Annotated in this window: 24 protein-coding genes and 1 pseudogene; 13 read left to right on the forward strand and 12 right to left on the reverse strand. The window is 73.0% G+C overall.

What is annotated here, in order from left to right; all coding sequences use genetic code 11:
- Positions 1-891: a murein hydrolase activator EnvC family protein gene (locus H958_RS43245; protein WP_051324137.1), complete on the reverse strand. Its 891-nt coding sequence runs from the start codon at positions 889-891 to the stop codon at positions 1-3.
- 219 nt (positions 892-1,110) lie between these two features.
- Here H958_RS43245 and H958_RS0111995 point away from each other — a divergent pair, with 219 nt between their 5' ends.
- Genes H958_RS0111995 through H958_RS0112005 form a run of 3 tightly spaced genes read left to right on the forward strand, consistent with a single transcriptional unit; the run spans position 1,111 to position 3,030 of the window.
- The gene (locus H958_RS0111995; protein WP_156027938.1) at positions 1,111-1,440 is read left to right on the forward strand and encodes a hypothetical protein; all 330 of its coding nucleotides are present in this window, start codon (positions 1,111-1,113) and stop codon (positions 1,438-1,440) included.
- The gene (locus H958_RS0112000; protein ID WP_028058854.1) at positions 1,437-2,612 is read left to right on the forward strand and encodes a glutathionylspermidine synthase family protein; all 1,176 of its coding nucleotides are present in this window, start codon (positions 1,437-1,439) and stop codon (positions 2,610-2,612) included. Before H958_RS0111995 ends, H958_RS0112000 begins: the two co-directional genes overlap by 4 nt.
- Before the next feature lie 10 nt (positions 2,613-2,622).
- A complete protein-coding gene (locus tag H958_RS0112005; protein WP_028058855.1) occupies positions 2,623-3,030 on the forward strand; it encodes a DUF350 domain-containing protein in 408 nt (135 codons plus the stop codon).
- Here H958_RS0112005 and H958_RS49045 read toward each other — a convergent pair.
- A complete protein-coding gene (locus tag H958_RS49045; RefSeq protein WP_407641140.1) occupies positions 3,027-3,152 on the reverse strand; it encodes a hypothetical protein in 126 nt (41 codons plus the stop codon). The genes H958_RS0112005 and H958_RS49045 overlap by 4 nt on opposite strands.
- Before the next feature lie 237 nt (positions 3,153-3,389).
- Here H958_RS49045 and H958_RS49050 point away from each other — a divergent pair.
- A pseudogene (locus H958_RS49050) lies at positions 3,390-3,524 on the forward strand (methyltransferase domain-containing protein); the annotation flags it as partial.
- 148 nt (positions 3,525-3,672) lie between these two features.
- Positions 3,673-3,900 (forward strand): hypothetical protein, encoded by a 228-nt coding sequence (locus H958_RS48180; protein ID WP_028058857.1) that lies wholly within the window; start codon positions 3,673-3,675, stop codon positions 3,898-3,900.
- Positions 3,901-4,794: 894 nt separating this feature from the next.
- Here H958_RS48180 and H958_RS0112025 read toward each other — a convergent pair.
- From H958_RS0112025 to H958_RS0112035, 3 genes are read right to left on the reverse strand one after another with little or no spacing between them, the layout of a single operon-like run.
- The gene (locus tag H958_RS0112025; protein ID WP_028058858.1) at positions 4,795-6,003 is read right to left on the reverse strand and encodes an MFS transporter; all 1,209 of its coding nucleotides are present in this window, start codon (positions 6,001-6,003) and stop codon (positions 4,795-4,797) included.
- A gap of 32 nt (positions 6,004-6,035) precedes the next feature.
- Positions 6,036-6,839: a 16S rRNA (cytidine(1402)-2'-O)-methyltransferase gene (gene rsmI / locus H958_RS0112030; RefSeq protein WP_028058859.1), complete on the reverse strand. Its 804-nt coding sequence runs from the start codon at positions 6,837-6,839 to the stop codon at positions 6,036-6,038.
- Positions 6,836-7,828 carry an ROK family protein gene (locus tag H958_RS0112035; protein WP_028058860.1) on the reverse strand — a complete coding sequence of 331 codons (993 nt, stop codon included), beginning with the start codon at positions 7,826-7,828 and terminating at the stop codon, positions 6,836-6,838. Before H958_RS0112035 ends, rsmI begins: the two co-directional genes overlap by 4 nt.
- A gap of 27 nt (positions 7,829-7,855) precedes the next feature.
- Here H958_RS0112035 and H958_RS43250 point away from each other — a divergent pair, with 27 nt between their 5' ends.
- Positions 7,856-8,950: an LCP family protein gene (locus tag H958_RS43250; RefSeq protein WP_051324138.1), complete on the forward strand. Its 1,095-nt coding sequence runs from the start codon at positions 7,856-7,858 to the stop codon at positions 8,948-8,950.
- A gap of 34 nt (positions 8,951-8,984) precedes the next feature.
- Here the strand turns inward: H958_RS43250 and H958_RS43255 are convergent, their stop codons facing one another.
- The 4 genes from H958_RS43255 to H958_RS0112060 form a co-directional block, all read right to left on the reverse strand.
- A complete protein-coding gene (locus tag H958_RS43255) occupies positions 8,985-9,929 on the reverse strand; it encodes an acyl-CoA dehydrogenase family protein (RefSeq protein ID WP_051324139.1) in 945 nt (314 codons plus the stop codon).
- A complete protein-coding gene (locus H958_RS0112050) occupies positions 9,926-11,050 on the reverse strand; it encodes an acyl-CoA dehydrogenase family protein (RefSeq protein ID WP_028058861.1) in 1,125 nt (374 codons plus the stop codon). Before H958_RS0112050 ends, H958_RS43255 begins: the two co-directional genes overlap by 4 nt.
- A 15-nt stretch (positions 11,051-11,065) precedes the next feature.
- Complete coding sequence (locus tag H958_RS0112055) at positions 11,066-11,980, reverse strand: DMT family transporter (protein WP_037409907.1); 915 nt, start codon at positions 11,978-11,980, stop codon at positions 11,066-11,068.
- A gap of 70 nt (positions 11,981-12,050) precedes the next feature.
- Positions 12,051-12,374 carry an FmdB family zinc ribbon protein gene (locus H958_RS0112060; RefSeq protein ID WP_028058863.1) on the reverse strand — a complete coding sequence of 108 codons (324 nt, stop codon included), beginning with the start codon at positions 12,372-12,374 and terminating at the stop codon, positions 12,051-12,053.
- Between the two features lie 38 nt (positions 12,375-12,412).
- Here H958_RS0112060 and H958_RS0112065 point away from each other — a divergent pair, with 38 nt between their 5' ends.
- From H958_RS0112065 to H958_RS43260, 5 genes are all read left to right on the forward strand, one after another.
- A complete protein-coding gene (locus H958_RS0112065) occupies positions 12,413-13,762 on the forward strand; it encodes a glycine--tRNA ligase (RefSeq protein WP_196807321.1) in 1,350 nt (449 codons plus the stop codon).
- 25 nt (positions 13,763-13,787) lie between these two features.
- Complete coding sequence (locus tag H958_RS0112070) at positions 13,788-15,038, forward strand: ribonucleotide-diphosphate reductase subunit beta (protein ID WP_028058865.1); 1,251 nt, start codon at positions 13,788-13,790, stop codon at positions 15,036-15,038.
- A gap of 71 nt (positions 15,039-15,109) precedes the next feature.
- Positions 15,110-15,640: a cupredoxin domain-containing protein gene (locus H958_RS0112075; RefSeq protein ID WP_028058866.1), complete on the forward strand. Its 531-nt coding sequence runs from the start codon at positions 15,110-15,112 to the stop codon at positions 15,638-15,640.
- On the forward strand, positions 15,640-16,563 hold the full coding sequence (locus tag H958_RS0112080) for a multicopper oxidase domain-containing protein (protein ID WP_028058867.1): 924 nt from the start codon (positions 15,640-15,642) through the stop codon (positions 16,561-16,563). Before H958_RS0112075 ends, H958_RS0112080 begins: the two co-directional genes overlap by 1 nt.
- Positions 16,560-17,411, forward strand: a complete 852-nt coding sequence (locus H958_RS43260; protein ID WP_051324141.1) for a cupredoxin domain-containing protein — start codon at positions 16,560-16,562, stop codon at positions 17,409-17,411. Before H958_RS0112080 ends, H958_RS43260 begins: the two co-directional genes overlap by 4 nt.
- A 39-nt stretch (positions 17,412-17,450) precedes the next feature.
- Here H958_RS43260 and H958_RS36700 read toward each other — a convergent pair whose 3' ends face one another.
- Positions 17,451-18,338 carry a trypsin-like serine peptidase gene (locus tag H958_RS36700; protein ID WP_156027939.1) on the reverse strand — a complete coding sequence of 296 codons (888 nt, stop codon included), beginning with the start codon at positions 18,336-18,338 and terminating at the stop codon, positions 17,451-17,453.
- 174 nt (positions 18,339-18,512) lie between these two features.
- Between H958_RS36700 and H958_RS43265 the strand changes: the two genes are divergently transcribed.
- On the forward strand, positions 18,513-19,703 hold the full coding sequence (locus tag H958_RS43265) for a M23 family metallopeptidase (protein WP_051324143.1): 1,191 nt from the start codon (positions 18,513-18,515) through the stop codon (positions 19,701-19,703).
- Complete coding sequence (locus H958_RS45045; protein WP_081685812.1) at positions 19,700-20,071, forward strand: PGPGW domain-containing protein; 372 nt, start codon at positions 19,700-19,702, stop codon at positions 20,069-20,071. Before H958_RS43265 ends, H958_RS45045 begins: the two co-directional genes overlap by 4 nt.
- Here H958_RS45045 and H958_RS36715 read toward each other — a convergent pair.
- Positions 20,043-20,789, reverse strand: coding sequence for an adenine nucleotide alpha hydrolase family protein (locus H958_RS36715; RefSeq protein WP_051324144.1), 747 nt, complete (start codon positions 20,787-20,789; stop codon positions 20,043-20,045). The genes H958_RS45045 and H958_RS36715 overlap by 29 nt on opposite strands.
- Complete coding sequence (locus tag H958_RS0112110) at positions 20,782-21,039, reverse strand: ferredoxin family protein (protein WP_051324202.1); 258 nt, start codon at positions 21,037-21,039, stop codon at positions 20,782-20,784. The genes H958_RS36715 and H958_RS0112110 overlap by 8 nt, the downstream gene beginning before the upstream one ends.
- Positions 21,040-21,067: the final 28 nt, after the last annotated feature.

The following is a 21,067-nucleotide window of genomic DNA, read 5'->3' on the forward strand; positions in this document are numbered from 1 at the left end:
TCATGACGCTACAGCCTCCGCCAAGAGGCGCTTCCTGCGGACGCGCACGCGGATCCCGCCGCCGACCGCGCCGAGCAGCGCGAGGGCGAGCCCGGCCCACACGGGCCACGGCGCCATCGGCCGCTCCGGGGGGACTCGAACCCGCGCGGCCGGGGCCGGAGATCGCGGGAGACGGAGGAGCTCGCGCGGCGCGGGCCTCTTGAGCGGCGCCGGCACCGCGTGGGGCAGCGGCCCCCGGCGCGGCGCCGGCCCCACGCGGCGCCGCGGCCCCAGGACCGCCACCGGCGGCTTCGGTCCGCGGAGGAACGGGAGCGGGTCGACGTAGCCGAAGCGGTCACCGGCGCGGCGGACGCCGAGGTGCAGCCCCGCATGCTCGGGCGACTGCGCGAGCGACCCCAGCCGCGTCCCCGCGCGCAGCCGCTGCCCGCTCCGGACGGCGACCGCCGTGAGCGGCAGGTGCGTGACGCGCCACTCGCCGCAGCGCAAGGTGACGACATCGCGCCCGGCGAAGGCCACGCGGCCTGAGCACGCCGCGCGAACCGCCGCGCCCGGGCGGGCCGCGAGATCGACCCCGCGGTGGCGGCCGGCGACGAACGGCTCGGCGGCCAAGTAGGCGAAGGGCCGCGAGACCGCGCCGGGGACGGGCCGGCGCCACTCGGCGCCAGGAGACGCCGCGGGCGGGGACGCCGCCGCGACGACGGCGCGTGGAGACGCCGCGGGCGGGGGCGATGCCGCGACGACGGCGCGTGGAGACGCCGCGGGCGGGGGCGATGCCGCGACGACGGCGGGCGGAGGCGCCGGACGTGGCCGCGCTTCGGCGCTCGCCGTGCCCCGGAGTGTCGCGGCGAGCGTGATCGCGGCGGCTGCGAGAGCGGCGGTGGCGCGGGTCATCGGGCGACGGTACGGCGGGAGCGGGAGATGAGGCCCGCATGACACGGAGTTGGTGCACTCGCGTTACTGTTCCGTCGCAGTGACGAGCCCTCTCGCCGCAGAGGTGACGCGCAGCCTCATGCGTCACTTCCTCGCCCGCCGGCCCGGGAGGGCGATCCGCGATCCCGAAGTCGTGGCCGCGCACGAGCGCGCCGCCGCCCTGCCCCAGGAGGACGTTCGTTGAGTCAACGCCGGCGTTCCCGCGACGTCGCGCTCGTCGTCGTGCCCCTGCTCGCCGCCGCGGTGACTGGCTGCGGCGGCAACGACACCGCGTACTGCGTCGACAAGAACGACCAGGTCGTCGAGAACCGCAACTGCGACGGCCGCGGCAACCCCGGCTTCTTCTGGTACTACGGCGGCGCCGGCGCCGCCCGCGTCGGGACCAAGCTCAGCGGCGGCGACCGGGTGGTCTCCACCGACATCGCGGAGAACGCGCGCCGCGGCGGCTTCGGATCGAGCGCCAAGAGCGGCGGCGTCGGGCGCTCGATCGCGCACAGCGGCGGCGGATGAACCGGATTGAAGTCGAGCCCCGCAAGGGGTGGCCGGCGATCATCGAGGAGCAAGGGCTGGTCTACTGGAAGACCGAGTTGCCCGACGGCTCGACGATGCCGTACTGGCACGAGTCGCACGCCTACACGCTGACCGGCGCCGAGGTCTACGAGATGGAAGGCGCCGCGAAGGTGCTGCTCGATCTGCTCGTCGAGGCCGGCGACTACATCATCGAGGAGAACCTGTTCTCCCGGATGGGCATCCCCGGCTGGGCCGTTCCGCGCATCAAGGAGACGTGGGAGTCCGAGCCGCCGATGGTCTACGGGCGCTTCGACTTCTCCTACGGTCCCGAAGGCTTCAAGCTGCTCGAGTACAACGCCGACACGCCCACGTCGCTGGTCGAGACCGCCGTGCAGTGGCACTGGGTGCAGGACGTCTACGGTCAGGGCGGCGACCAGTGGAACATGGTCCACGAGTCGCTCGTGGCGCGCTGGAAGGAGCTGCTGCCCCGCATCCCGGGCGACCGCCTGTACTTCCTCCACACGACGGCGGAGAGCTCCGGCGAGGATTTCATGACCGTCGGCTACATGATCGAGACGGCCCGCGAAGCCGGCTTCAACTGCGAGCTGTTGCCCATCGAGAGCCTCGGCCACCACGAGGAGAAGGGCTTCGTCGACGACCAGAACCGGCCGGTCCGAAGCGCGTTCAAGCTCTACCCGTGGGAGTGGCTGGTCCACGAGGAGTTCGCCGACGAGGCGCTGCAGCGCATGGGCGACAACCAGGGCGAGACGCTCTGGATCGAGCCGATCTGGAAGATGCTGTGGTCCAACAAGGGCATCCTGCCGGTGCTCTGGCGCCTGTACCCGGACCACCCGAACCTCCTCCCCGCGTACTTCGAGGACGAGGACCACTCCCTCACGAGCTATGTCCGCAAGCCGCTGCTCGCCCGCGAAGGCGCGAACTCGCTGATCGTGATCGACGGCGAGGAGGCCGACCGCGGGCCCGACCAGGGCTACGGCGAGGAGGGCTTCGTCGTCCAGCAGTTCACCGACCTCGGCGACTACGACGGCAACCACCCGGTGCTCGGGGTCTGGACCGTCGACATGGAGCCCGCCGGGCTGGGAATCCGCGAGTCCGACGGGCTCGTGACCAACAATCTCTCGCGGTTCGTGCCGCACGTCATCGCCGACTGACGGGAGCCCCATGTTCGAGAACGTCCTGCTGATCCTCGCGTACACCGGCGTCGGCCTCGGCATCCTCGTCGCCGGCTTCTACGTGCTGGACCTCCTCACGCCGGGCAAGCTCGGGGAGCAGGTGATGGGCGGGAACCCGGGCGCGGCGCTCCTGTCGGCGACGTCGCTCGTGTCGCTCGGCGTGGTGATGTGGTTCGCGATCTTCTTCACCGGCGCCGGCTGGGAGCACCTCGACGACGCGGCGATCTACGGCGCGGTCGGCGTCGCGACGCAGGCGGTCGGGATCTTCATCCTCGACCTGCTGATCCCCGGCAAGCTCGCGCAGCACTGCTTCGAGCCGAAGCTGCACCCCGCCGCGTGGACCATGAGCGGCGTCCAGGTCGCGACGGCGCTCGTCGTCGCCGCCAGCCTCACCTAGAGACCGGCTTCGAGCATGTCGTACGCGCGGTCGGCCTCGGCGAGCAGCTCGGGGATGAACGCGCGCGGCCGCTCGCCCGCGACGACGCGCCGCTTCACCACCTCGAAGACCGACGCGTGCACCGCGGCGAGCGCCGACGCGACGACGAACGGCCGCTGATCGTCGGCGCCGGCGCCATCGCGCGCAGCGGCGAAGGCGCGCAGCAGATGCTCTTCATCGTCATCTTCCCGCTGATGTTCGTGAGCGGGATCTTCGTGCCCACGACGGGGATGCCGCCGGTCCTGCGCGTGATCGCGGAGTGGAGGCGGCATCTGGTCGGCCGTGCCTCCTCCTGCGTGGTGCTCGACCTCCTCCCGGAGATGCTCGCCGCGGCCCCGAAGCGGCCCGACGTCCTCTACGTGCTCGGCGACGCCTCGGCAATGCCGTTCGCAGACGCGCAGTTCGACCTGGTCGTCTCGCGCTTCGCGGTCCACCACCTCGACGATCCGGTCGCGGCGTTCCGCGAGATGGCGCGGGTCGGCGTCGCGGGAGCGCGGGTCGCGATCGTCGACATGGTCGACGGCGGGTTCACACACAACGAGCTCGAGCGCCTGCGGGACGAGCCACGTCGCGGCGCTGAGCCGGGAGCGGCTGCTGGAGCTGGTGGGCGACGCGGGCTTCGACGCGGCGGTGGTCTCCGAGCACGAGCACCGGATCGACGCCGAGCGCTGGCTCGCGCAGGCACACGGCGCTCCCGAGCCCGTCCGCGAAGCGCTGCGGGCCGAGGCGTCAGGCGGCGCCGAGACGGGGTTGCGCGCACGGTTCGCCGGCGACGCGCTCGAGATCACGCAGACGTGGGCCGTGGTGGGCGGGGTCAAGGCCGCGCGGTAGGTGGGTGGTGCGTGACTTCGACCTCGGGCGCGCGTTCCGGGATCGGCGAACTGCGCGGGTAAGGGATGCGGGTCGATCCCGCTCGGCGGGCCGACGGGGCCACGGATGGTTCGCTCGTGCGCGAACCTCGGCGGCGGCGCGTTCCGGGATCGGCGAACGGTGCGGGTAAGGGATGGGGGGCGGACTGACGATCACGATCGATCATCGCGGTGGCGGGTTCGCGCATGTTCGATCATCCTCGCGCGGGTTCCCCGAGGGGTGCCTCACGAACCTTCGAACTATTCGAAGGTTCGTGAGGCACCCCCTCGCGTAGTGCCCCCGAACCGATCACGAACCGATCACGCGGCCCCGCGAACCGCGCAGGCAACCTGACCCGCTCCCTTACCAGCGCAGTTCGCCGGACCTGCCGAGCCGCGGGGAGAAGAGGCGCCGCACGCCGGGGGCGAGCCGCGGCCCGCGCACGCGTCCGGCCACGGCCAGGCGGCGCGAGCGCAGCGAGGCGAGACGAGCGCGGCCGAGGCGCGACCCCGGCGCACCGGACGAGACGAGGCGCGGCGCGCCCGGACATCGGGGCGCGGCGAGATCACCGCGCGCGCGGAGCGCGCGACTCGGGCGCGGCGAGGCGAGGCGCGGTTGCGCCCGGACATCGGGACGCGGCGGGAATCACGCGCGCTCGGGGAGCCGCCCGCGGAGGCGCGACGGACCGCGCCGCCTCCTGGGTCAACCCGCTCAGCTCGGCCGCGACCGCGTGCCGGCAGCTGTTCGACAATCCGGTCGGACGGTTCCCGACGTGTGGCCGCAGCAGCACCCGGTGGTCGCGACGATGGCGTGGTCGGTCGTGTTCGTCGCCGTCTTCGCGCCGCCGGCGGTGAGGCGGTATCGCAGGCTGACCGACTAGATCCGTGCGAGCGCGCGTCGTGGGAGCAGCGCCGGGGTCGCGAGCATCAGGACGCCGGCGATCGCGATCGCGGCGCGCGGGCTGGTGGCCGCGGCGAGCAGGCCCCACAGCGCGGTCAGCGCCGCGATCGTCGCGTTGCTGGTGACCGACCACGCCGAGAGCGTGCGGGCGACGCGGTCGCTCGCCGTCTGCTCGAGCCGGTAGGTCGCGAACACCGGGTTGTACACGCCCATGCACGTGACCAGGCCGAGCTGGACGACGATCACGAGCGCCAGGCCGGCGGCGCCCGGGCCGACGAAGGCGAGCCCGAGCGACCAGCAGGCGCGCAACGCGCCCGCGGCGAGCATGACCCGGTGCTGCCCCGCCCGCGCGACCAGCCGGCGCGACAGCCGCGAGCCGATCAGGCCGCCGACGCACGGCGCGCCGAACGCGAGGCCGTACTGCCACGGCGCGAACCCGAGGTCGCCGAGCATCAGGACGGCGATCACCGGCGCGGTCGCCATGATCAGCCCGTTGACGAGCACCGTGTTGAACAACAGCGGCCGCAGCGCCGGGTGCGACAGGATGTAGCGCCAGCCGTCCAGCAGGTCGCGGGCCCGCAACCGCGGGGCGCCGGCTCGGACGGGGCGCGGCTCGCGCCCGCCGATCGCGCGGATGCCCAGCGCCGAGAGCAGGAAGCTGACCGCGTTCGCCGCCACGGTCGTGACCGGGCCGAACAGCCCGATCGCCGCGCCGCCGAGCGGCGGCCCGAGCGCGGTCGCGGTCCAGGTCGTGGACTCGAACCGGCCGTTCGCGACGAGTAGGTCCTCCGGCTCCACGAGCGCCTTCAGGAACGCGCCGCTCGCCGCCTTGAACGCGATGTCCGCAGCCCCGGCGACGACCGCCACGACCAGCAGCTGGGCGAACGTGAGCCGGCCGAGCGCGAACGCGGCGGGAACGCTCATCAGCGCCGCGAACCGGATCAGGTCCATCGCGACCATCACCGGCCGCTTGCGGCGGAACTCGACCCACGGGCCGAGCGGCACCGCGACCGCCGCGCCCACGGCGAGCCCCGCGGCGGCCAGCAGCGAGACCTGGCCGGGGCCGGCGTGCAGCGCGAGGATCGCGATCAGCGGGAACGCGTCGAACGCGATCCAGGTGCCGAACGTGCTGACGGCATATGCCGCCCACAGCCAAGCGAACCGTCGCCCCGTTTCACGCCCCACGACCGCGGGATCAAAGCGCGCGGGTCAGACGGCTAGGTCGCGACCGCGCGGTAGAGCGCGTTCGCGGGCGCGCCGGTGAGCTCCGAGACGACCGCGGCGGCGACCTTCGCCCGCGCGCCCGCCTCGACGAGCCGCCGCACCGCCTCGACGGCGGCCGGGTCCGGCTCCGAGCGAGCCGGAGCGCCGCCGATCACGAGCACGATCTCGCCGCGCGGGTCCTGGGACGCGTAGCGCTCCGCGAGCTCGGCGGCCGTCCCGCGCACGATCTCCTCGTGCACCTTCGTGAGCTCGCGGCAGACCGCGACGGGCCGCTGCGGATCGAGCGAAGCGAGCACCGCCAAGGACGCCGCCACCCGCCGCGGCGACTCGAACGCCACGACCGTCTCGGGCGACCGCAGCACGTCCTCGAGCGCCCCGCGCTTGCGCGGCAGGAACCCGGCGAAGCGCCACGCATCGGAGGGAAGCCCGCTCGCCACCAGCGCGGTGAGCGCGGCCGACGGCCCGGGCAGCACCTCGACGGCCAGCCCGGCGGCGACGCAGCCATGCACGAGCGCGTAGCCGGGATCGCTCACCAGCGGCATCCCGGCGTCGGACACCAGCGCGACCACGGCGCCCTCCTGCATCCGTCCCACCAGCTCGGCGGCCCGCGCGCGCTCGTTGTGCTCGTGGTAGGAGACCAGCGACGCGCTCACCCCGTAGCGCTCCAGCAGCACGCGCGTGTGGCGGGTGTCCTCGCACGCCACCACGTCGGCCTCGCGCAGCGCCGCCAGGACCCGCAGTGTCACGTCCTCGAGGTTGCCGATCGGCGTCGGGCAGACGACCAGCCGCCCGCTCACGACGGGCGAGCCTCGATCGCCCCCGTCGCGCGACCAGCCGCCAGCTCGCGCGCGAACAGCGCCGCGCCGATCATCCCCGCCTCGGGGCCGTAGCGGGCCGCCTCGACGCGCACGACGTCCTTCCCGGGCGCCAGCGCGCGCTCCATCATCACGCCGCGCGCGGGCGCCAGCAGCAGCTCGCCGGCCGCGATCACGCCGCCGCCGACGACGACGACCTGCGGGTTGAAGATGTTCAGCAGGTTCACGATCCCGACGCCGAGCGCGCGCCCGATCGTCTCGATCGCGCCCGCGGCGACCGGGTCGCCCGCGTTGGCAAGCTCGGTGATCAGCGGTCCCGTGAGCTCGCGGCCCTCCTCGAGCGCCGCGCCCAGCTCCGTGTCCGGCCGGCGGGCGACGGCCAGCGACGCCTCGCGCACGAGCGCCGAGCCGGAGGCGACCGACTCCAGGCAGCCCCAGTTCGGGCAGTTGCCCTGGCACGGCCGCCCGTTCATCTCGACCACCATGTGCCCGAGCTCCGCGCCCCCGCCGATCCAGCCGCGGTAGACCTCGCCGCGCAGGAAGAGCCCCCCGCCGATGCCGGTGCCGAGCGTGAGCAGCACCACCTCGGACGCGCCCTGCGCGATGCCGAGCTTCGCCTCGCAGTAGACGTGGCAGTTCGCGTCGTTGTCGACGATGACCGGGACGCCGAGCCGGTTCGCCATCACCTCCGCGAACGCGATGTCCCTGAGCGGCACGTTGACCGCCTGCACCGCCATCCCCGTGCGGGTGTCGAACGTGCACGGGATGCCGAAGCCGACTGCCTCGATCGGCGTGCCGACCGCCGTCCGGATCTCCTCGACGGCGTCGGCGACCATCTGCACGAGTTGATCCTGGGTGAGCCCGAGGACCGGGCGGTTGGTACGGTGGATCACCGAAAGATCGGAGCCGACCGCGCCGGCCAGGAGCTTCGTGCCGCCGAGATCGACGCCGATGACGTGTCCCTCGGCCATGTGCCGGCCACGATATCGCGAGCCGCCATGGCCGATCAGCACGACGACGAACAGCCGCAGTACACGCTCTATCGGACCCGGCCGAAGCTGTTCCGGCGCGGCGAGGAGGACCTTGCGCCGGCCCGTCCCGAGGAGCCGCGGCGCTTCCAGCCGGACAAGCCCAGGCGCCGGCGTCGCCGCCTTCGCCCCGGTCGCATCCTCGCCTACCTCGCGCTGGCGCTGGTCGGCTGGGTGCTGGTCTCGCTCGTGCTCTTCCTCGTCTCCGCGCAGATCCAGTCGGCGAAGACCTCGAGTGCGGCCGACGCGCAGCTCGGCGGCGCCGGCTACCCGCTCACGTCGCCGAACACGATCCTCGTGCTCGGCTCCGACGCGCGCCCGAAGGGCACGCACGAGGCGGGAGCGCAGACGATCGGCGAGGCCGGATCGCGCTCGGACTCGATCCTGCTGATGCGGATCGGCGGCGGCGCGAACGCGACGCTCTCGATCCCGCGCGACACCGTCGTGAACATCCCCGGCCACGGCCAGGACAAGATCAATGCCGCGTACGCGTACGGGGGTCCGGCGCTCGCCATCCGCACCGTCGAGCAGTTCCTCGGCATCGACGTCAACCACCTGATCGAGGTCAACTTCGAGAACTTCCCGCAGCTGGTCGACGCGCTCGGCGGCGTCACCTACAAGGGCAGCTGCGTCGTGTCCCGGCTCAACGGCGGCTTCAAGAACGGCGGCTACACGCTGCGGCTGCCGTCGGGCACGCACGAGATCAATGGCAAGCAGGCGCTCGCCCTCGCACGGACCCGGCACAACGACTGCAACCCGCGCGAGAGCGACCTCACGCGCGCCCGCCGCCAGCAGAAGATCCTCGGCGCGATCAAGGCGAAGGTGAAGTCGTTCGAGACGTTCGTGCGCCTGCCCTGGGTGTCCTGGGCGGCGCCGAAGGCGATCCGGTCCGACATGGCCGGCCCGTCGCTGCTCGGCCTCGTCGGCGCCGAGCTGACCGCCGGCTCCTCGGTGCCGCAGGTGCTCAAGCCGACGGGCACGGTCACGACCGCGGCCGGCGGCGCCGGCCTGACCGTCGACGACGCGAGCAAGCACCGCGCCGTCCAGAAGTTCCTCGCGGGCTAGCGCCGGACGCCGCCGCTCGCGCAAGCGACGCTGACTAGAGGAGGATCGAGGCGAGCTGCTCGCGGTGCCAGCGGGCGTCGCCGTACGCGTGCGCGCTCGCCTCGGCGCGCTTGAGGAAGAGGTGCAGGTCGTGCTCCCACGTGAAGCCGATCCCGCCGTGGAGCTGGAGCGCGCGGCGCGTGACGTTGACCGCCGCGTCGGACGCGTAGGCCTTGGCCGAGCACGCCGCCGCCCGCGCGGCCTGCGGGTCGTGGTCGAGCGCCCAGGCCGCCCAGTAGGTCACCGAGCGCGCGCCCTCGGTCTCGAGGTACATCTGCGCGCAGGCGTGCGAGACGGCCTGGTAGGAGCCGATCGCGCGGCCGAACTGCTTGCGCTCCTTCGCGTAGTCCACGGTCATCCGGGTCACGCGCTCCGCCACCCCGACGGCCTCGGCCGCGGCGGCGACGTACACGGGGTCCCACGGGCGCGCCGGCAGCTCCTGCGCGGGCGTGCCGTCGAAGCGCACGGTGGACAGCGGCCGCGTCGCGTCGAGCGCGCGCGCCGACTCGACCTGGGCCTCCGCCACCGCGAAGAGCCGGTCCCCGGCGGTCACGACGATCGTGTCGGCGGCGTCGGCGTTCGGGACCGCGATCTTCGCGCCGGTCAGGCGGCCGCCGTCCTCGCGCGGCGGCCCGTCCTCGTCCCACATCGCGATCGTCCCGCGCCCCTCGAGTCCCGGATGCAGGAGCGACGCCGCCCAGGTGGAGAACAGCGGCGACGGCGCCAGCGCGTAGCCGAGCTCCTCCGCCACGACCGCCAGCTCGACGATCCCGAACTCGGCGATGCCCGGCCAGCCGAGCTCGACGATCTCGTCCCAGTGCGGGTCGGGCTCGCCGTCGAGCGCGATCCGCCGCACCTTCTCCAGCGGATAGCGGGCGGCCAGGAACTCGCGCGCCGTGCGCTTGATCTCGCGCTGGTCCTCGGTCAGGTCGAAGTTCATCCGCGCGGCAGCCCCAGGACGCGCTCGGCCACGATGTTCTTGAGGATCTCCGTCGTCCCGCCCTCGATCGAGTTGGCCCGGGCGCGCAGGTAGCGGTAGGTCCAGCGGTCGTCGACCAGCGCGGCGCGCGGGCCGCGCACGTCCTGCGCGAGCTCGGTCAGCCCCTGGTTGACATCGGCCCACAGCCACTTGCCGAGCGAGCCCTCCGGCCCCGGCTCGCCGGACTTCATCGCGGTCGTCAGCCCGCGGTAGGCGAGCAGCCGCAGGACGTTGGCCTCGATCGACAGCTGCGCCAGCCGCTGGCGCACGATCGGATCGGTGGTCCCCTTGAGCTCGTCGATCAGCTCGCCGAGCGCGATCTGCACGCGCGCCTGGAGCGCGAACGCGAGCCCCGCGCGCTCGTGCATCAACGTCGTGATCGCGACGCGCCAGCCGTTGTCCACCCCGCCGACGACGTTCTCGGCCGGGATGTGCGCCTCCTCGATGAAGAGCTCGTTGAACTCCGCCTCGCCGGTGATCTGCACGAGCGGGCGGACCTCGACGCCGTCCTGCTCCATGTCCATCAGGAAGTACGTGAGGCCGCGGTGCTTGGGCGCGTCCTGGTTGGTGCGCGCGAGCAGCATGCACCACTTGGACTCGTGCGCGAACGTCGTCCACACCTTCTGCCCGGTGACCACGTAGCCGTCGCCGGAGGGAACCGCGCGCGTCTTCAGCGAGGCGAGGTCGGAGCCCGACTCCGGCTCGGAGAACCCCTGGCACCAGATCTCGTCGGCACTCAGGATCGGGGCGAGGAAGCGCTCCTTCTGCTCGTCGGTCCCGTGCGCGATCACGGTCGGGCCGCCCATCGTCAGCCCGAGCACGTTCGCCATCTGCGGCGCGCGGGCGCGGGCGATCTCCTCGAAGAAGATCGCCTGCTCGATCATCGTCGCGCCCGCGCCGCCGAACTCGCTCGGCCACGTCAGTCCCGCCCAGCCGCGATCGTTGAGCTTGCGCTGCCAGTCGCGGCGGAACCTGAACGCCTCCTCGTCGGCGTCCGGCTCGCGGCCAGGGTGATGCTCGGCGATCCAGGCGCGCAGCCCGTCCCGGAACTCCTCCTCGGCCGGCGAGAGCGTCAGGTCCACTGCCGGGGCACGCTACTACGCGCGGGCGGCGGAAGGCGCCGGCTTCACCAGTCGCGCGGCCTTGCGCTTGCGCGACGCGATGTAGACGCCGCCGAGGATCAGCGCCAGGCCCGCGACCGCCGCGACCGTGATCGCCTCGTCGCGGAAGACCGCGCCGTAGAACAGCGCGACGCCCGGGGCCAGGTAGGAGACGAGCGAGGCGCGGCCGGCGCCGATCTCGTTGATCAGCTTGTAGAAGATCACGAACGCGATCGCCGTCCCCACGGCGCCGAGCACGACCAGCGCCGCGCTCGCGCCGAGCGTCGGCGTGTGGCCGGGCGTGGTGGCGATCGCGACCGGCAGCGTGACGACGCCGGCCACGGTCACCGAGATCCACGAGGTCTGCATCGACGCCAGGTGGCCGAAGCGGCCCTTCACGACGAACGTCGAGAGCCCGTAGAACGCCGCCGCGCCGACCATCGCGAGCGCGCCGAGGAACTCGCCCGCCGTGCTCACCGAGTCGACGCCGACCACCATCGCGACGCCGAGCAGCCCGAGTCCCATGCCGGCCGCCTGGCGGCGGTCGATGCGTTCGCTCGGGTCGATGGCGGGCGCGAACAGGGCGACGAACAGCGAGGTGGGCGAGATCAGCACGGCCGTCAGTCCGCTCGGGACGACGTGCTCGCCGAACGTGATCAACAGGAACGGGAACGCGACCGCCGTGAGGCCGAGGATCAGCGCCAACTTCGGCCGCGCGCGGAGATCCGCGAGCGCCGGCTTGGCGGCGCCGGTCGCGCGCAGCGCGGCGTACAGGACCGCCGAGGCGAGCAGGCAGCGGAACGAGACGATCGCGGCGGCCGAGAAGCCGTCGAGGGCGTACTTGATCAGCAGGTAGGAGCCGCCCCAGATGGCGGCCAGCGCGGCGAGCAGCGAGGCGTGGCGTGCGGACATGGACACCGAGTGTCCCAGCGCCCACCCGTCAGCACCAATGACGATCCGTAGGCCGCCCGATCAGGTCCGCTTATGGCTTGTCGGACGACGAGCCGCCGCTCGAGGGCGACGTGCTGGGCGCGGAGGACCCCGAGCTGTCGGACTTCTTCTCGGCGGCCTTGGCGTCGTGCTTGTCGGCGCCCGACGCGGCGGAGTCCGCGCTCTCGCGGCGCCGCTTGGCCGTGCCGTAGTCGGTGTTGTAGAAGCCCGATCCCTTGAAGTGCACGGCGACGGGATGGAACACCCGCTGCACCGGCGCTCCGCAGACCTCGCACTCGGTCACCGGGTCTTCGGTGATCCTCTGCATCACCTCGAAGAGGTGCCCGTTCTCACAGCGGTACTCGTAAATCGGCATGCCGGCGGCCGAGTATAGGCGCCCTAGACTCAGCGGCCATGCCCGCAGCCACCATGGACGAGGTCGTGGCCCTGGCCAAGCGCCGGGGCCTCATCTTCCCCGCCTCCGAGATCTACGGCGGCATCGCCAACACGTACGACTACGGGCACTACGGCGTGCTCCTCAAGCGCAACGTCATCGACGAGTGGTGGCGCGCGATGGTCTTCGAGCGCGACGACATCGTCGCGCTGGACTCCGCGATCATCCAGCACCCGCGGACGTGGGAGGCCTCCGGGCACCTCGCCGGCTTCACCGATCCGCTTGTCCAGTGCCTCGGCAAGTGCAAGCGGCGCTTCCGCCTGGATCACCTCCAGGAGGAGGCCGAGGCGCGCGGCGAGGACCCCGCGAAGGTCGTCTGCCCCGTCTGCGGCGGCGAGCTGAGCGAGCCGCGCGCGTTCAACCTGATGTTCGAGACCACGATCGGCCCCGTACAGGAGGCCGGCGCGGCGGTCTACCTGCGGCCGGAGACGGCGCAGGGCATCTTCCTCGACTTCAAGCAGACGCTTCAATACGCGCGCAAGCGGCCGCCGTTCGGGATCGCGCAGGTCGGCAAGTCGTTCCGCAACGAGATCACGCCGGGCAACTTCATCTTCCGCACGCTCGAGTTCGAGCAGATGGAGATGGAGTTCTTCGTCCCGCCGGACGAGGCGGGCAAGTGGTACGACTACTGGCGCCAGGAGCGGCTGGACTGGTACGCGCGCCTGGGGATCTCGCGCGAGCGGCTGCGGCTGCGCGAGCACACCCTCGAGGAGCTCTCGCACTACTCCTCCGGCACCGCCGACGTCGAGTACCTGTACCCGATCGGCTGGTCGGAGCTCGAGGGCGTCGCCAACCGCGGCGACTTCGACCTCACGCAGCACGCGAAGTTCTCGGGCGAGAAGCTCGAGTGGAAGGACCCGCAGACCGGCAAGGGCTACGTCCCGCACGTGATCGAGCCGGCCGCCGGCGTCGGGCGGACGATCCTCGCGCTGCTGTGCGAGGCCTACGACACCGACGAGCTGGGCGGCGAGGAGCGCACGGTCCTGCGCCTGCACCCGTCGGTCGCCCCGGTGAAGGTCGCGGTGCTGCCGCTGCTGCGCAAGGCCGGGCATCCCGAGGTCGCGCGCGAGGTCTACGAGTCGCTGCGCACGCGCATGAGCGCCGAGTACGACGACGGCGGCGCGATCGGCCGGCGCTACCGGCGCCAGGACGAGATCGGAACGCCGTACGCGGTCACGATCGACCACCAGACGATCGAGGACCGCACCGTCACGCTGCGCGACCGCGACTCGCTGACGCAGGAGCGCGTGCCGATCGCCGAGCTCGCCGACGAGCTCGGGCGGCGTGTGACGAATCGCACCCCCGCATAGGCGGCGGGGAGTAGGTTCCGGCCTCGTGCCGGCCGTCGCGCAGGTCTCCTACGACGATCTCTACGCCCGCTGGGAGCGCGGCAACTGGCGGGCGACCGAGATCGACTTCACCGAGGACCGCGCGCAGTGGGCGGCGATGAGCGAGCTGGAGCGGCGTGCGGCGCTGTGGAACTACGCGCTCTTCTTCCACGGCGAGGACGCGGTGGCCGCCGACCTCGCGCCGTTCATCGACGCGGCGCCGCTGGAGGAGCAGAGGTACTTCCTCGCGACGCAGCAGGTCGACGAGGCGCGCCACGCCGTCTTCTTCAAGCGCTTCATGCACGAGGTCGTGGGGCGCGGCGACGGGACGGTGGCCTCCGGCCTGTGCGCGACCGAGCCGGAGCTCACGTGGGGCTTCCGGCGCACGTTCGACCTGCTGCGCGAGGAGACCGGCAGGCTGCGGCGCGACCGCTCGCGCGCCGCGCTGGCGCGGGCGGTGACGATGTACCACCTCGTCGTCGAGGCGACGCTCGCGCAGCCGGGCCAGCACTTCATCTCCGACGCGCTCGAGCGGCGTGGGCTGCTGCCCGGCTTCCGTGCGGGCATGAAGCAGGTGGCGCTCGACGAGCAGCGCCACATCGCGTTCGGCGTGCGGCTGCTGCACGACCTGGCCGAGTCGGATCCGGGCGTGGTCGATGCCGTCGCTGCGCTGATCCGGACCGCGACGCCGTACTCGATCGCCGTGTTCGTCCCGCCCGCCTGGAACCGCGAGTACACCGAGGTCTTCGGCTTCACGCTGGAGGAGATCTATGCCGAGGCGGCGCGCTCGTTCGAGGCCAAGATGCGCGCGGCGGGACTGCCGCTGGAGTCGCTGCCGGGCCCGCAGGTGTTCCCGCTCGACATGACGCCCGAGCAGCGCGGCGAGCGGGCGCTTGCGATGCTGCGCGCCGGCTTCGCCGGGCCGGCCGACGGCGCGCCCGCGCGCGACCCGGACGCGATGAAGCTGCTGTTCGACGTGCTGCGGCGCGCCGTCGATCACCGCACGGCACCGGCGGGGCCGTTCACCGTGCAGTGGGAGTTCTCCGATGCCGAGCCGTGGCACCTGGTCGTGCACGACGGCGCTGCGAGCGCGGCCGCAGGCCGCGCGGCGTCCGTCGACGTCGAGCTGCGCTGCCGCTACGCGGACTGGGTCGACGTCGTCGCGGGGCGCCTGGACGCGCGTCGCGCGCTCGCGACATGGCGCCTGCGCCCGCGCGGCTCGCCGCGCGTGGTGTGGGCAGCACGAGGGCTGTTCTAGGGATATCCCCGATGCGGCGCCGGGGCCGTGCGACGAGGATGCGCCTTCCCAGTGACCTAAGGAGGACAAGGATGATCCGTCGCACCCCGCCGGCGCTCGCCGCCGTCGCGGCGCTCGCCGTGGCGGCGCCGGCGCTGGCCGCGCCGAAGGCCAACACGATCGAGGCCCAAGGAACGTCGAAGGTCAAGATCAACGAGTACATCCAGGACGGCCAGAAGTTCGTCCCGGGCGACATCACCGTCAAGTCCGGCGCGACGATCACGCTGCGCAACAAGAGCAAGGACGGCGCTCCGCACTCGCTGTCGCTGCTGAAGAAGTCGGCGCTGCCGAGGACGGCCGCCCAGGTCATGCAGTGCGCGGCGTGCGGGCCGCTGCTGGCGGCCCATCAGGCCGATCCGACGACCGGTGAGGTCAAGCAGCCGCTCGTGGACGCCGGCCGGCCCGGCTTCGACACCGAGGGCACCAAGACCACGGCCGGCGACTCGATCTTCCTGCCGCCCAAGGGCAAGGTGACGTTCAAGGTGACCGCGAAGAAGGGCAGCAAGCTGAGCTACTTCTGCGCCGTCCACCCGTGGATGCAGGGCACGATCACCGTCAAGTGATGCGCGGAATCCGGCGAGGGCTGCTGTGCGCGGTCCTCGCCGCCGCGGCGTACCCGGCGGAGTCCGCCGCCGCCACGCGCGAGTACTGGGTGGCCGCCGTGCCCACGCGCTGGAACCCCGTGATCAACGGGCAGGACGCGATCCACGGCGCGCGCTACGACGCGGCTGCGACGATCTTCCCGACGGTGACCTACCGGCGCTACTCGCGCGGCTTCCGCGCGCCCGCGCCGTCGGCCGAGGACACCGCGTCGGGCGTCGGCCGCATCCCCGGCCCGCTGCTCAAGGCGCGCGTCGGGGACACGCTGAAGGTCCACTTCAAGAACCTCGACACGCTGACCCGCGCACCGCACTCCATGCACTTCCACGGCGTCGAGTACAAGCCGTCCTCCGACGGCTCCTATGTGCCCGGCTTCTCCGGCCGCGACGCCGAGGTGAAGGTCGGGCAGTCCGTCACCTACACGCTGCACGCCGGTCGCGACTCAGGCGGCGTGTGGTCCTACCACGACCACGGGCCGGCGATGGAGGCGTCGCTGAAGGGCGGCATGTACGGCGCGCTGTCCATCCTGCGGCGCGGCGAGCGGCGCCCCGACCGCGAGTTCGTCGCGTTCTTCACCGCGCTCGGCGGCTTCGAGACGATCGACGGCCGGGCGTTCGTCGGCAACACGCCGGTGTTCAAGGCGCGCGTCGGCGACGTGGTGCAGTGGGACGTGCTCTCGCTCGGCGACGAGTTCCACACCTTCCACGTGCACGGGCACCGCTGGCGCGCGTCGTCGGGCGTGACGCAGGACACGCGGTCGGTCGGGCCGGCGGAGAGCTGGTCGGTGCGCTGGCGCGAGGACGCGCCGGGCACGTGGCTCTATCACTGCCACGTCGAGAGCCACATGATGCAGGGGATGATCGGGCTTTACCGGGTGAGCCGATGAAGCGCCTGATCCTCGGCGCCGCCGCGATCCTCGCCGCCGCGCCGGCCGCCGCCTCGGCCGAGACGACGACGATCTCGATGCCCGGCAAGTCGTTCTCCCCGGCGCGGGTCACGATCCTCCCGGGCGACGCCGTGCTGTTCCGCAACGGCGACCTGACGGCGCACGACGTCAAGGGCGGAGGATTCGAGTCGGGGCCGCTGGCGTCGTCCTCGTTCTTCACGCACGAGTTCGACTCCGTGGGCCCCCAGCCGTTCGTGTGCACGATCCACCCGTTCATGGCGGGCGAGGTCGACGTCGTGGCGGCGACGCTGGCCGGCGGCTCGGCGTTCGCGGGCGAGACCGTGTCGCTCGCAGGGCGCGTGCCGGCGGGCACGCCCGGGGTGGCGATCGAGCGCCAAGCGGGCGCGGCGTGGGCGCCGATGGGAGACGTCGTGCCGGGCGCCGACGGCTCGTTCACCGCCCGGGTGCGCCCGGAGGCGACCTCGGTCTACCGCGCGCGGACCGCCTGGGGCGAGAGCCCGGGCGCGACGGTGACGGTGGCCGAGCGGATCGACGTGCGCGTGAAGCTGTCGGGCCACATGGTGCGCGTCAGCGCGCGCCCGGGCCTGATCGCGACCCTGCAGGTCTACTCGCGCGAGCGCTTCATGTGGCGCGCCGCGGGGCACGTGAGGCTCGACTCGCGCGGGCGCGGCTCGCTCATGCACCACGGCGCGCGCGTGGGCCGCGCGCGGGTCGCGATCTCACGCAAGCCGGGCGGCCCTGTGCTCGCGACCGGAGCCGCGTTCCGGCTCCGCGACGGGAAGCCGTCGCGCTTGCCCGAGTCGCACGCGCACCACGAGATGGGGTGAGGGGGCGGGCGCTCGGGCGCCCGCCCCGCGCTCACGCACTCACGCCGCCGCCGCCGCCGTGTACAGCGACTGCGCGGTCGAGTCCATGTAGGGCCCGTACATCACATTCGGCTGGTTCGCGTAGCCGTACGAGTTGACCGAGTACAGCGTGGAGCCGACGATCCAGCCGCCGCCGCTCGAGCCGCCCGTCATGTCGCAGCCGATCCCCATCGTCGCCGGTGACGCCGAGCTGTCGGACGCCGCCGGCGCCGAGTCGCAGACCCAGTGGCGCTCGCCGTTGAACGGCGGCGCGGCCGGATAGCCGTGCGACTGGAACTGCTGGGAGCGGCTGTAGTTGAACGTGATCCCGCGGCCGCCGACCGCATCGGTCAGCGCCTTGCCGTTCGCGGTGCCGACGACGGCCGCTCCCTCGTCGTGGCCGAAGTCGCCGCCGCTCCCCCACGCCGACGTCGTCATCAGGGCCCGCGAGGCGAACACGCCGAACGGAGCGGCCCCATCCTTGTAGCCGGGGACGAACGCCCATCGGGTGGCGTAGGCGCCGGGGCCTTCGTTGACGCAGTGGCCCGCCGTCCACACCACGCTCTTGTTCGCGCTCAGCAGCGCCGTGCCCGAGCAGACGTAATCGACGCCGCCCAGCGTGAAGAACACCTTGCCGTGCGTCGAGGTCGGCTGATCGGTGTACGGCGTCGTGACCTCGAACGACGACCATGCGGCCTGCGTCTTGGGCGGCTTCGCCTTCACCTTCGCTCCCGACGGCGCCAGCACCCGGTCGGCGGGCTGGGCGGCACGCATCCGTGCCGGGGTCCAGTACGAGACGACGGCCGCGGTCGACTGCGTCACCGCGTGCCGCTGGAGCTGCGCGGCGTCCGCGACAGCGGGCAGCAGGAGGCAGCCGAGCAGCGCCGGCGCCATGATGAGACCTCGCAAATCTCCTCCCTACAGGAGAGGTCTTCGTCCACGCGGCCAACACCCCAGCCGGCGCGCGTGACCTGTCGTGCGCAGCGTATCGCGCGGAGGGGGGCCGCAGTTCAATACTGAAGACAGGGAACTGACACGCCGCGACCGCGTCGCGGCAGGGACGCGGTTTGGCACACTCTTGGCGTGAGGCTCCGTGTCCCCGGCGCGCTCGCCGCCACCGCGGCGGCCGCAGCGATCCTCGCGTCCGTCTCCCCCGCAGCGTCCACTCCCACCGCCCGCGCGCACGCGGCCGTGGTGAGCGGGTCGCTCGGCACCGTCGCGTCCGTGAGCGTGTCCGGCGACGACGACGCGAGCCGCAGCGCGCCCTCCAGGACGCCCAAGGGCATCCGGCTCGGCGGCGGCTCCGCGAGCGCCTCGTCCTCGCGCGGCGGCGGCGACGCGACGGCCGAGTCGACCGCCGAGGCGCGCGACGTCGACCTGCTCGACGGGCTGGTCACGGCCGACCGCGTGACCCGCAGCGCGCAGGCCGACGGCAAGGGCCGCGTCGGCTACGACGGCGGCGTCGAGAACCTCGCGATCGGCGACCAGACGATCGGCGACGTCAGCTCGGGCAAGTCCTACGACTTGCCGGACGGCGCAGGCACCGTCGAGGTCAACCGCGACGGCGCAGGGCTGCGGCTCGAGCTGGCCGCGGCGGACGGTGGGTATCCCGCCGGCACGAGCGTGATCGTCGCCGACGTGACCGCGACCGCGCGCGACGGTGCCGCCACCCCCACGCCGACCGCGACGCCGACGCCGACCGCCACGCCGGCGCCGTCGGTGACCGCCACGCCGACTCCGGATAAGCCCAAGGCCAAGAAGCCGCCGAGCTACAAGAAGCGGCTGCTCTCCACGCGCTTCCAGTTCCCGGTGCGCGGCAGGACGACGATCGGCGGCCCGTTCGGCGCCTTCCGCGCCGACGCCGGCTTCCACGAGGGCAACGACCTCTTCGCCGGCTTCGGCACGCCCGTCGTCGCCGTCGCCGACGGCACGGTCGAGAACGTCGGCTCGCTGAAGATCTCCGGCAACCGGCTGTGGGTCTACGCCGACACCGGCGACCAGTTCTTCTACGCGCACCTCTCGGCGTTCAGCCCCGAGGCCGTCGACCATGCGCACGTGAAGGCCGGGACCGTGCTCGGCTACGTCGGCAACACCGGCGACGCCGAGCCGACGCCGCCGCACCTGCACTTCGAGATCCACCCGGACGGCGGCAAGGCGGTCGACCCGCACCCGTTCCTGGTCGCCTGGCAGGACCGCCTGGGCAACCCGTCGGCCGACACCGCCGAGCGCCCCGGCGCGCTCGTCGAGGTGCGCGACCTGATCGGGGAGCAATGAGCGAGCGGCCGAGGATCATCGAGCGGCTGCTGCAGCGCCAGGAGCACCACCGCACGCGGCATCCCGTGTTCCGGATCGCCTGGGGCGCCGCCGGCTTCCTCGTCCTGATCGCCGGCGTGATCATGCTCGTCACGCCCGGGCCGGCGTTCGTGCTCATCCCCCTCGGCCTGGCGATGCTCGCGCTCGAGTTCGAATGGGCGGAGCGGCTGCTCGAGAAGGCGCTCGAGGAGGCCGAGAAGGCCAAGCGGCGCGCGGAGAACGCGACGCGCACCCAACGCGTACTCGGCATCGCCGGAACGCTCGCCGTCGTCGCCGCGTGCGTCGCCGCGGTGATGCTCGTCAACGTACCGGTGCTGCCCGACTCCTGAGATAGCCGTGGCGCTCGAGGAAGCCGAGCAGCGCGTCGGCGGCCGCTGAGGCGCCGAGCGGCCCGAGCACCGTCGGCGGCTCGCGCGCCTCGTCGACGCCGGTGAGTGCGCGCAGCCGCGCCGTGGCGTCGCCGGCCGGGGGCGGGACGACGCGCGGCGGCGGGCGGAACGGCAGCGTGGCGGTGACCTTCACGCGGCTGCGCGGCGGCGGGTCGGCGACGTGCCGGATGTCCGGCTCCCGCAGCAGCGCGCCGAGCGGCGCGCGCCGGACGCGGACGCCCGCGGCCTCCACGGACACGACCGCGGGCCCGTCGATGCGCAGGCGCTCGCGCAGGCCGTGGTCGAGCCGGCGCTCGGCGATCCCGTGCTCGATCCGCACGACGCCGAGCGCCTGCGGGACGCCGAGCTCGTGGGCGAGCAGGGCGGGAAGCGTGCCGTGATCGCCGCACAGGACGAGCGCGCCGCGCAGCTCGGCGGCGAGGGCGGCGGGATCGCCGTGCGCGAAGCGGACGGTCGGGGCGAGCGCGGCGACCTCGCCCAGGTCCGCGCCGGCCGGCGCGACGCAGACGGCGCGCGCCTGGCCGAGCCGCAGCGCGTGCTCGAGCGCCGCCCAGTCGGCGGGCGGGAACCCGTAGAAGGCGCCGAGGACCGCGCCGGTGAGCGGATCGACCGCCGTCCGCACGGCGGTCCAGCGCAGTACGGCGGCGACGTCAGCCATGGTGGAAGACGACGCCCATCCCGCCGTCGGGGTAGCTCCACGAGATCGCGCCCTCCTCGTTGCAGACCATGTAACAGGTGCCGCACTCGAAGCACTGCTCGTAGTTGAAGAGGATGCCGCCGTCGGCGGTGAGGGCGAACAGGTCGGCCGGGCACGCGGTGACGCACGCCTTGGTCGAGCAGCCCTCGCACACGCGCGAGTCGACGCTGATGTGCGGCCGCTCGGCGACGCGGAACTCGACCGTCGCCATCCGATCCTCGAAGGCGATGCCGGCGTAG

Source organism: Candidatus Solirubrobacter pratensis (genome assembly GCF_000425945.1).
Classification (GTDB): domain Bacteria; phylum Actinomycetota; class Thermoleophilia; order Solirubrobacterales; family Solirubrobacteraceae; genus Solirubrobacter; species Solirubrobacter pratensis.

Bases quoted from the DNA above. Each gene is read 5' to 3' on its own strand.
- H958_RS43245 (WP_051324137.1), bottom strand. From the start codon at position 891: ATGACCCGCGCCACCGCCGCTCTCGCAGCCGCCGCGATCACGCTCGCC.
- H958_RS0112000 (WP_028058854.1), top strand. From the start codon at position 1,437: ATGAACCGGATTGAAGTCGAGCCCCGCAAGGGGTGGCCGGCGATCATC.
- H958_RS0112005 (WP_028058855.1), top strand. From the start codon at position 2,623: ATGTTCGAGAACGTCCTGCTGATCCTCGCGTACACCGGCGTCGGCCTC.
- H958_RS0112035 (WP_028058860.1), bottom strand. From the start codon at position 7,828: ATGGCCGAGGGACACGTCATCGGCGTCGATCTCGGCGGCACGAAGCTC.
- H958_RS43250 (WP_051324138.1), top strand. From the start codon at position 7,856: ATGGCCGATCAGCACGACGACGAACAGCCGCAGTACACGCTCTATCGG.
- H958_RS43255 (WP_051324139.1), bottom strand. From the start codon at position 9,929: ATGAACTTCGACCTGACCGAGGACCAGCGCGAGATCAAGCGCACGGCG.
- H958_RS0112055 (WP_037409907.1), bottom strand. From the start codon at position 11,980: ATGTCCGCACGCCACGCCTCGCTGCTCGCCGCGCTGGCCGCCATCTGG.
- H958_RS0112060 (WP_028058863.1), bottom strand. From the start codon at position 12,374: ATGCCGATTTACGAGTACCGCTGTGAGAACGGGCACCTCTTCGAGGTG.
- H958_RS0112065 (WP_196807321.1), top strand. From the start codon at position 12,413: ATGCCCGCAGCCACCATGGACGAGGTCGTGGCCCTGGCCAAGCGCCGG.
- H958_RS0112075 (WP_028058866.1), top strand. From the start codon at position 15,110: ATGATCCGTCGCACCCCGCCGGCGCTCGCCGCCGTCGCGGCGCTCGCC.
- H958_RS0112080 (WP_028058867.1), top strand. From the start codon at position 15,640: ATGCGCGGAATCCGGCGAGGGCTGCTGTGCGCGGTCCTCGCCGCCGCG.
- H958_RS43260 (WP_051324141.1), top strand. From the start codon at position 16,560: ATGAAGCGCCTGATCCTCGGCGCCGCCGCGATCCTCGCCGCCGCGCCG.
- H958_RS45045 (WP_081685812.1), top strand. From the start codon at position 19,700: ATGAGCGAGCGGCCGAGGATCATCGAGCGGCTGCTGCAGCGCCAGGAG.
- H958_RS36715 (WP_051324144.1), bottom strand. From the start codon at position 20,789: ATGGCTGACGTCGCCGCCGTACTGCGCTGGACCGCCGTGCGGACGGCG.
- H958_RS0112110 (WP_051324202.1), bottom strand. From the start codon at position 21,039: ATGGCGACGGTCGAGTTCCGCGTCGCCGAGCGGCCGCACATCAGCGTC.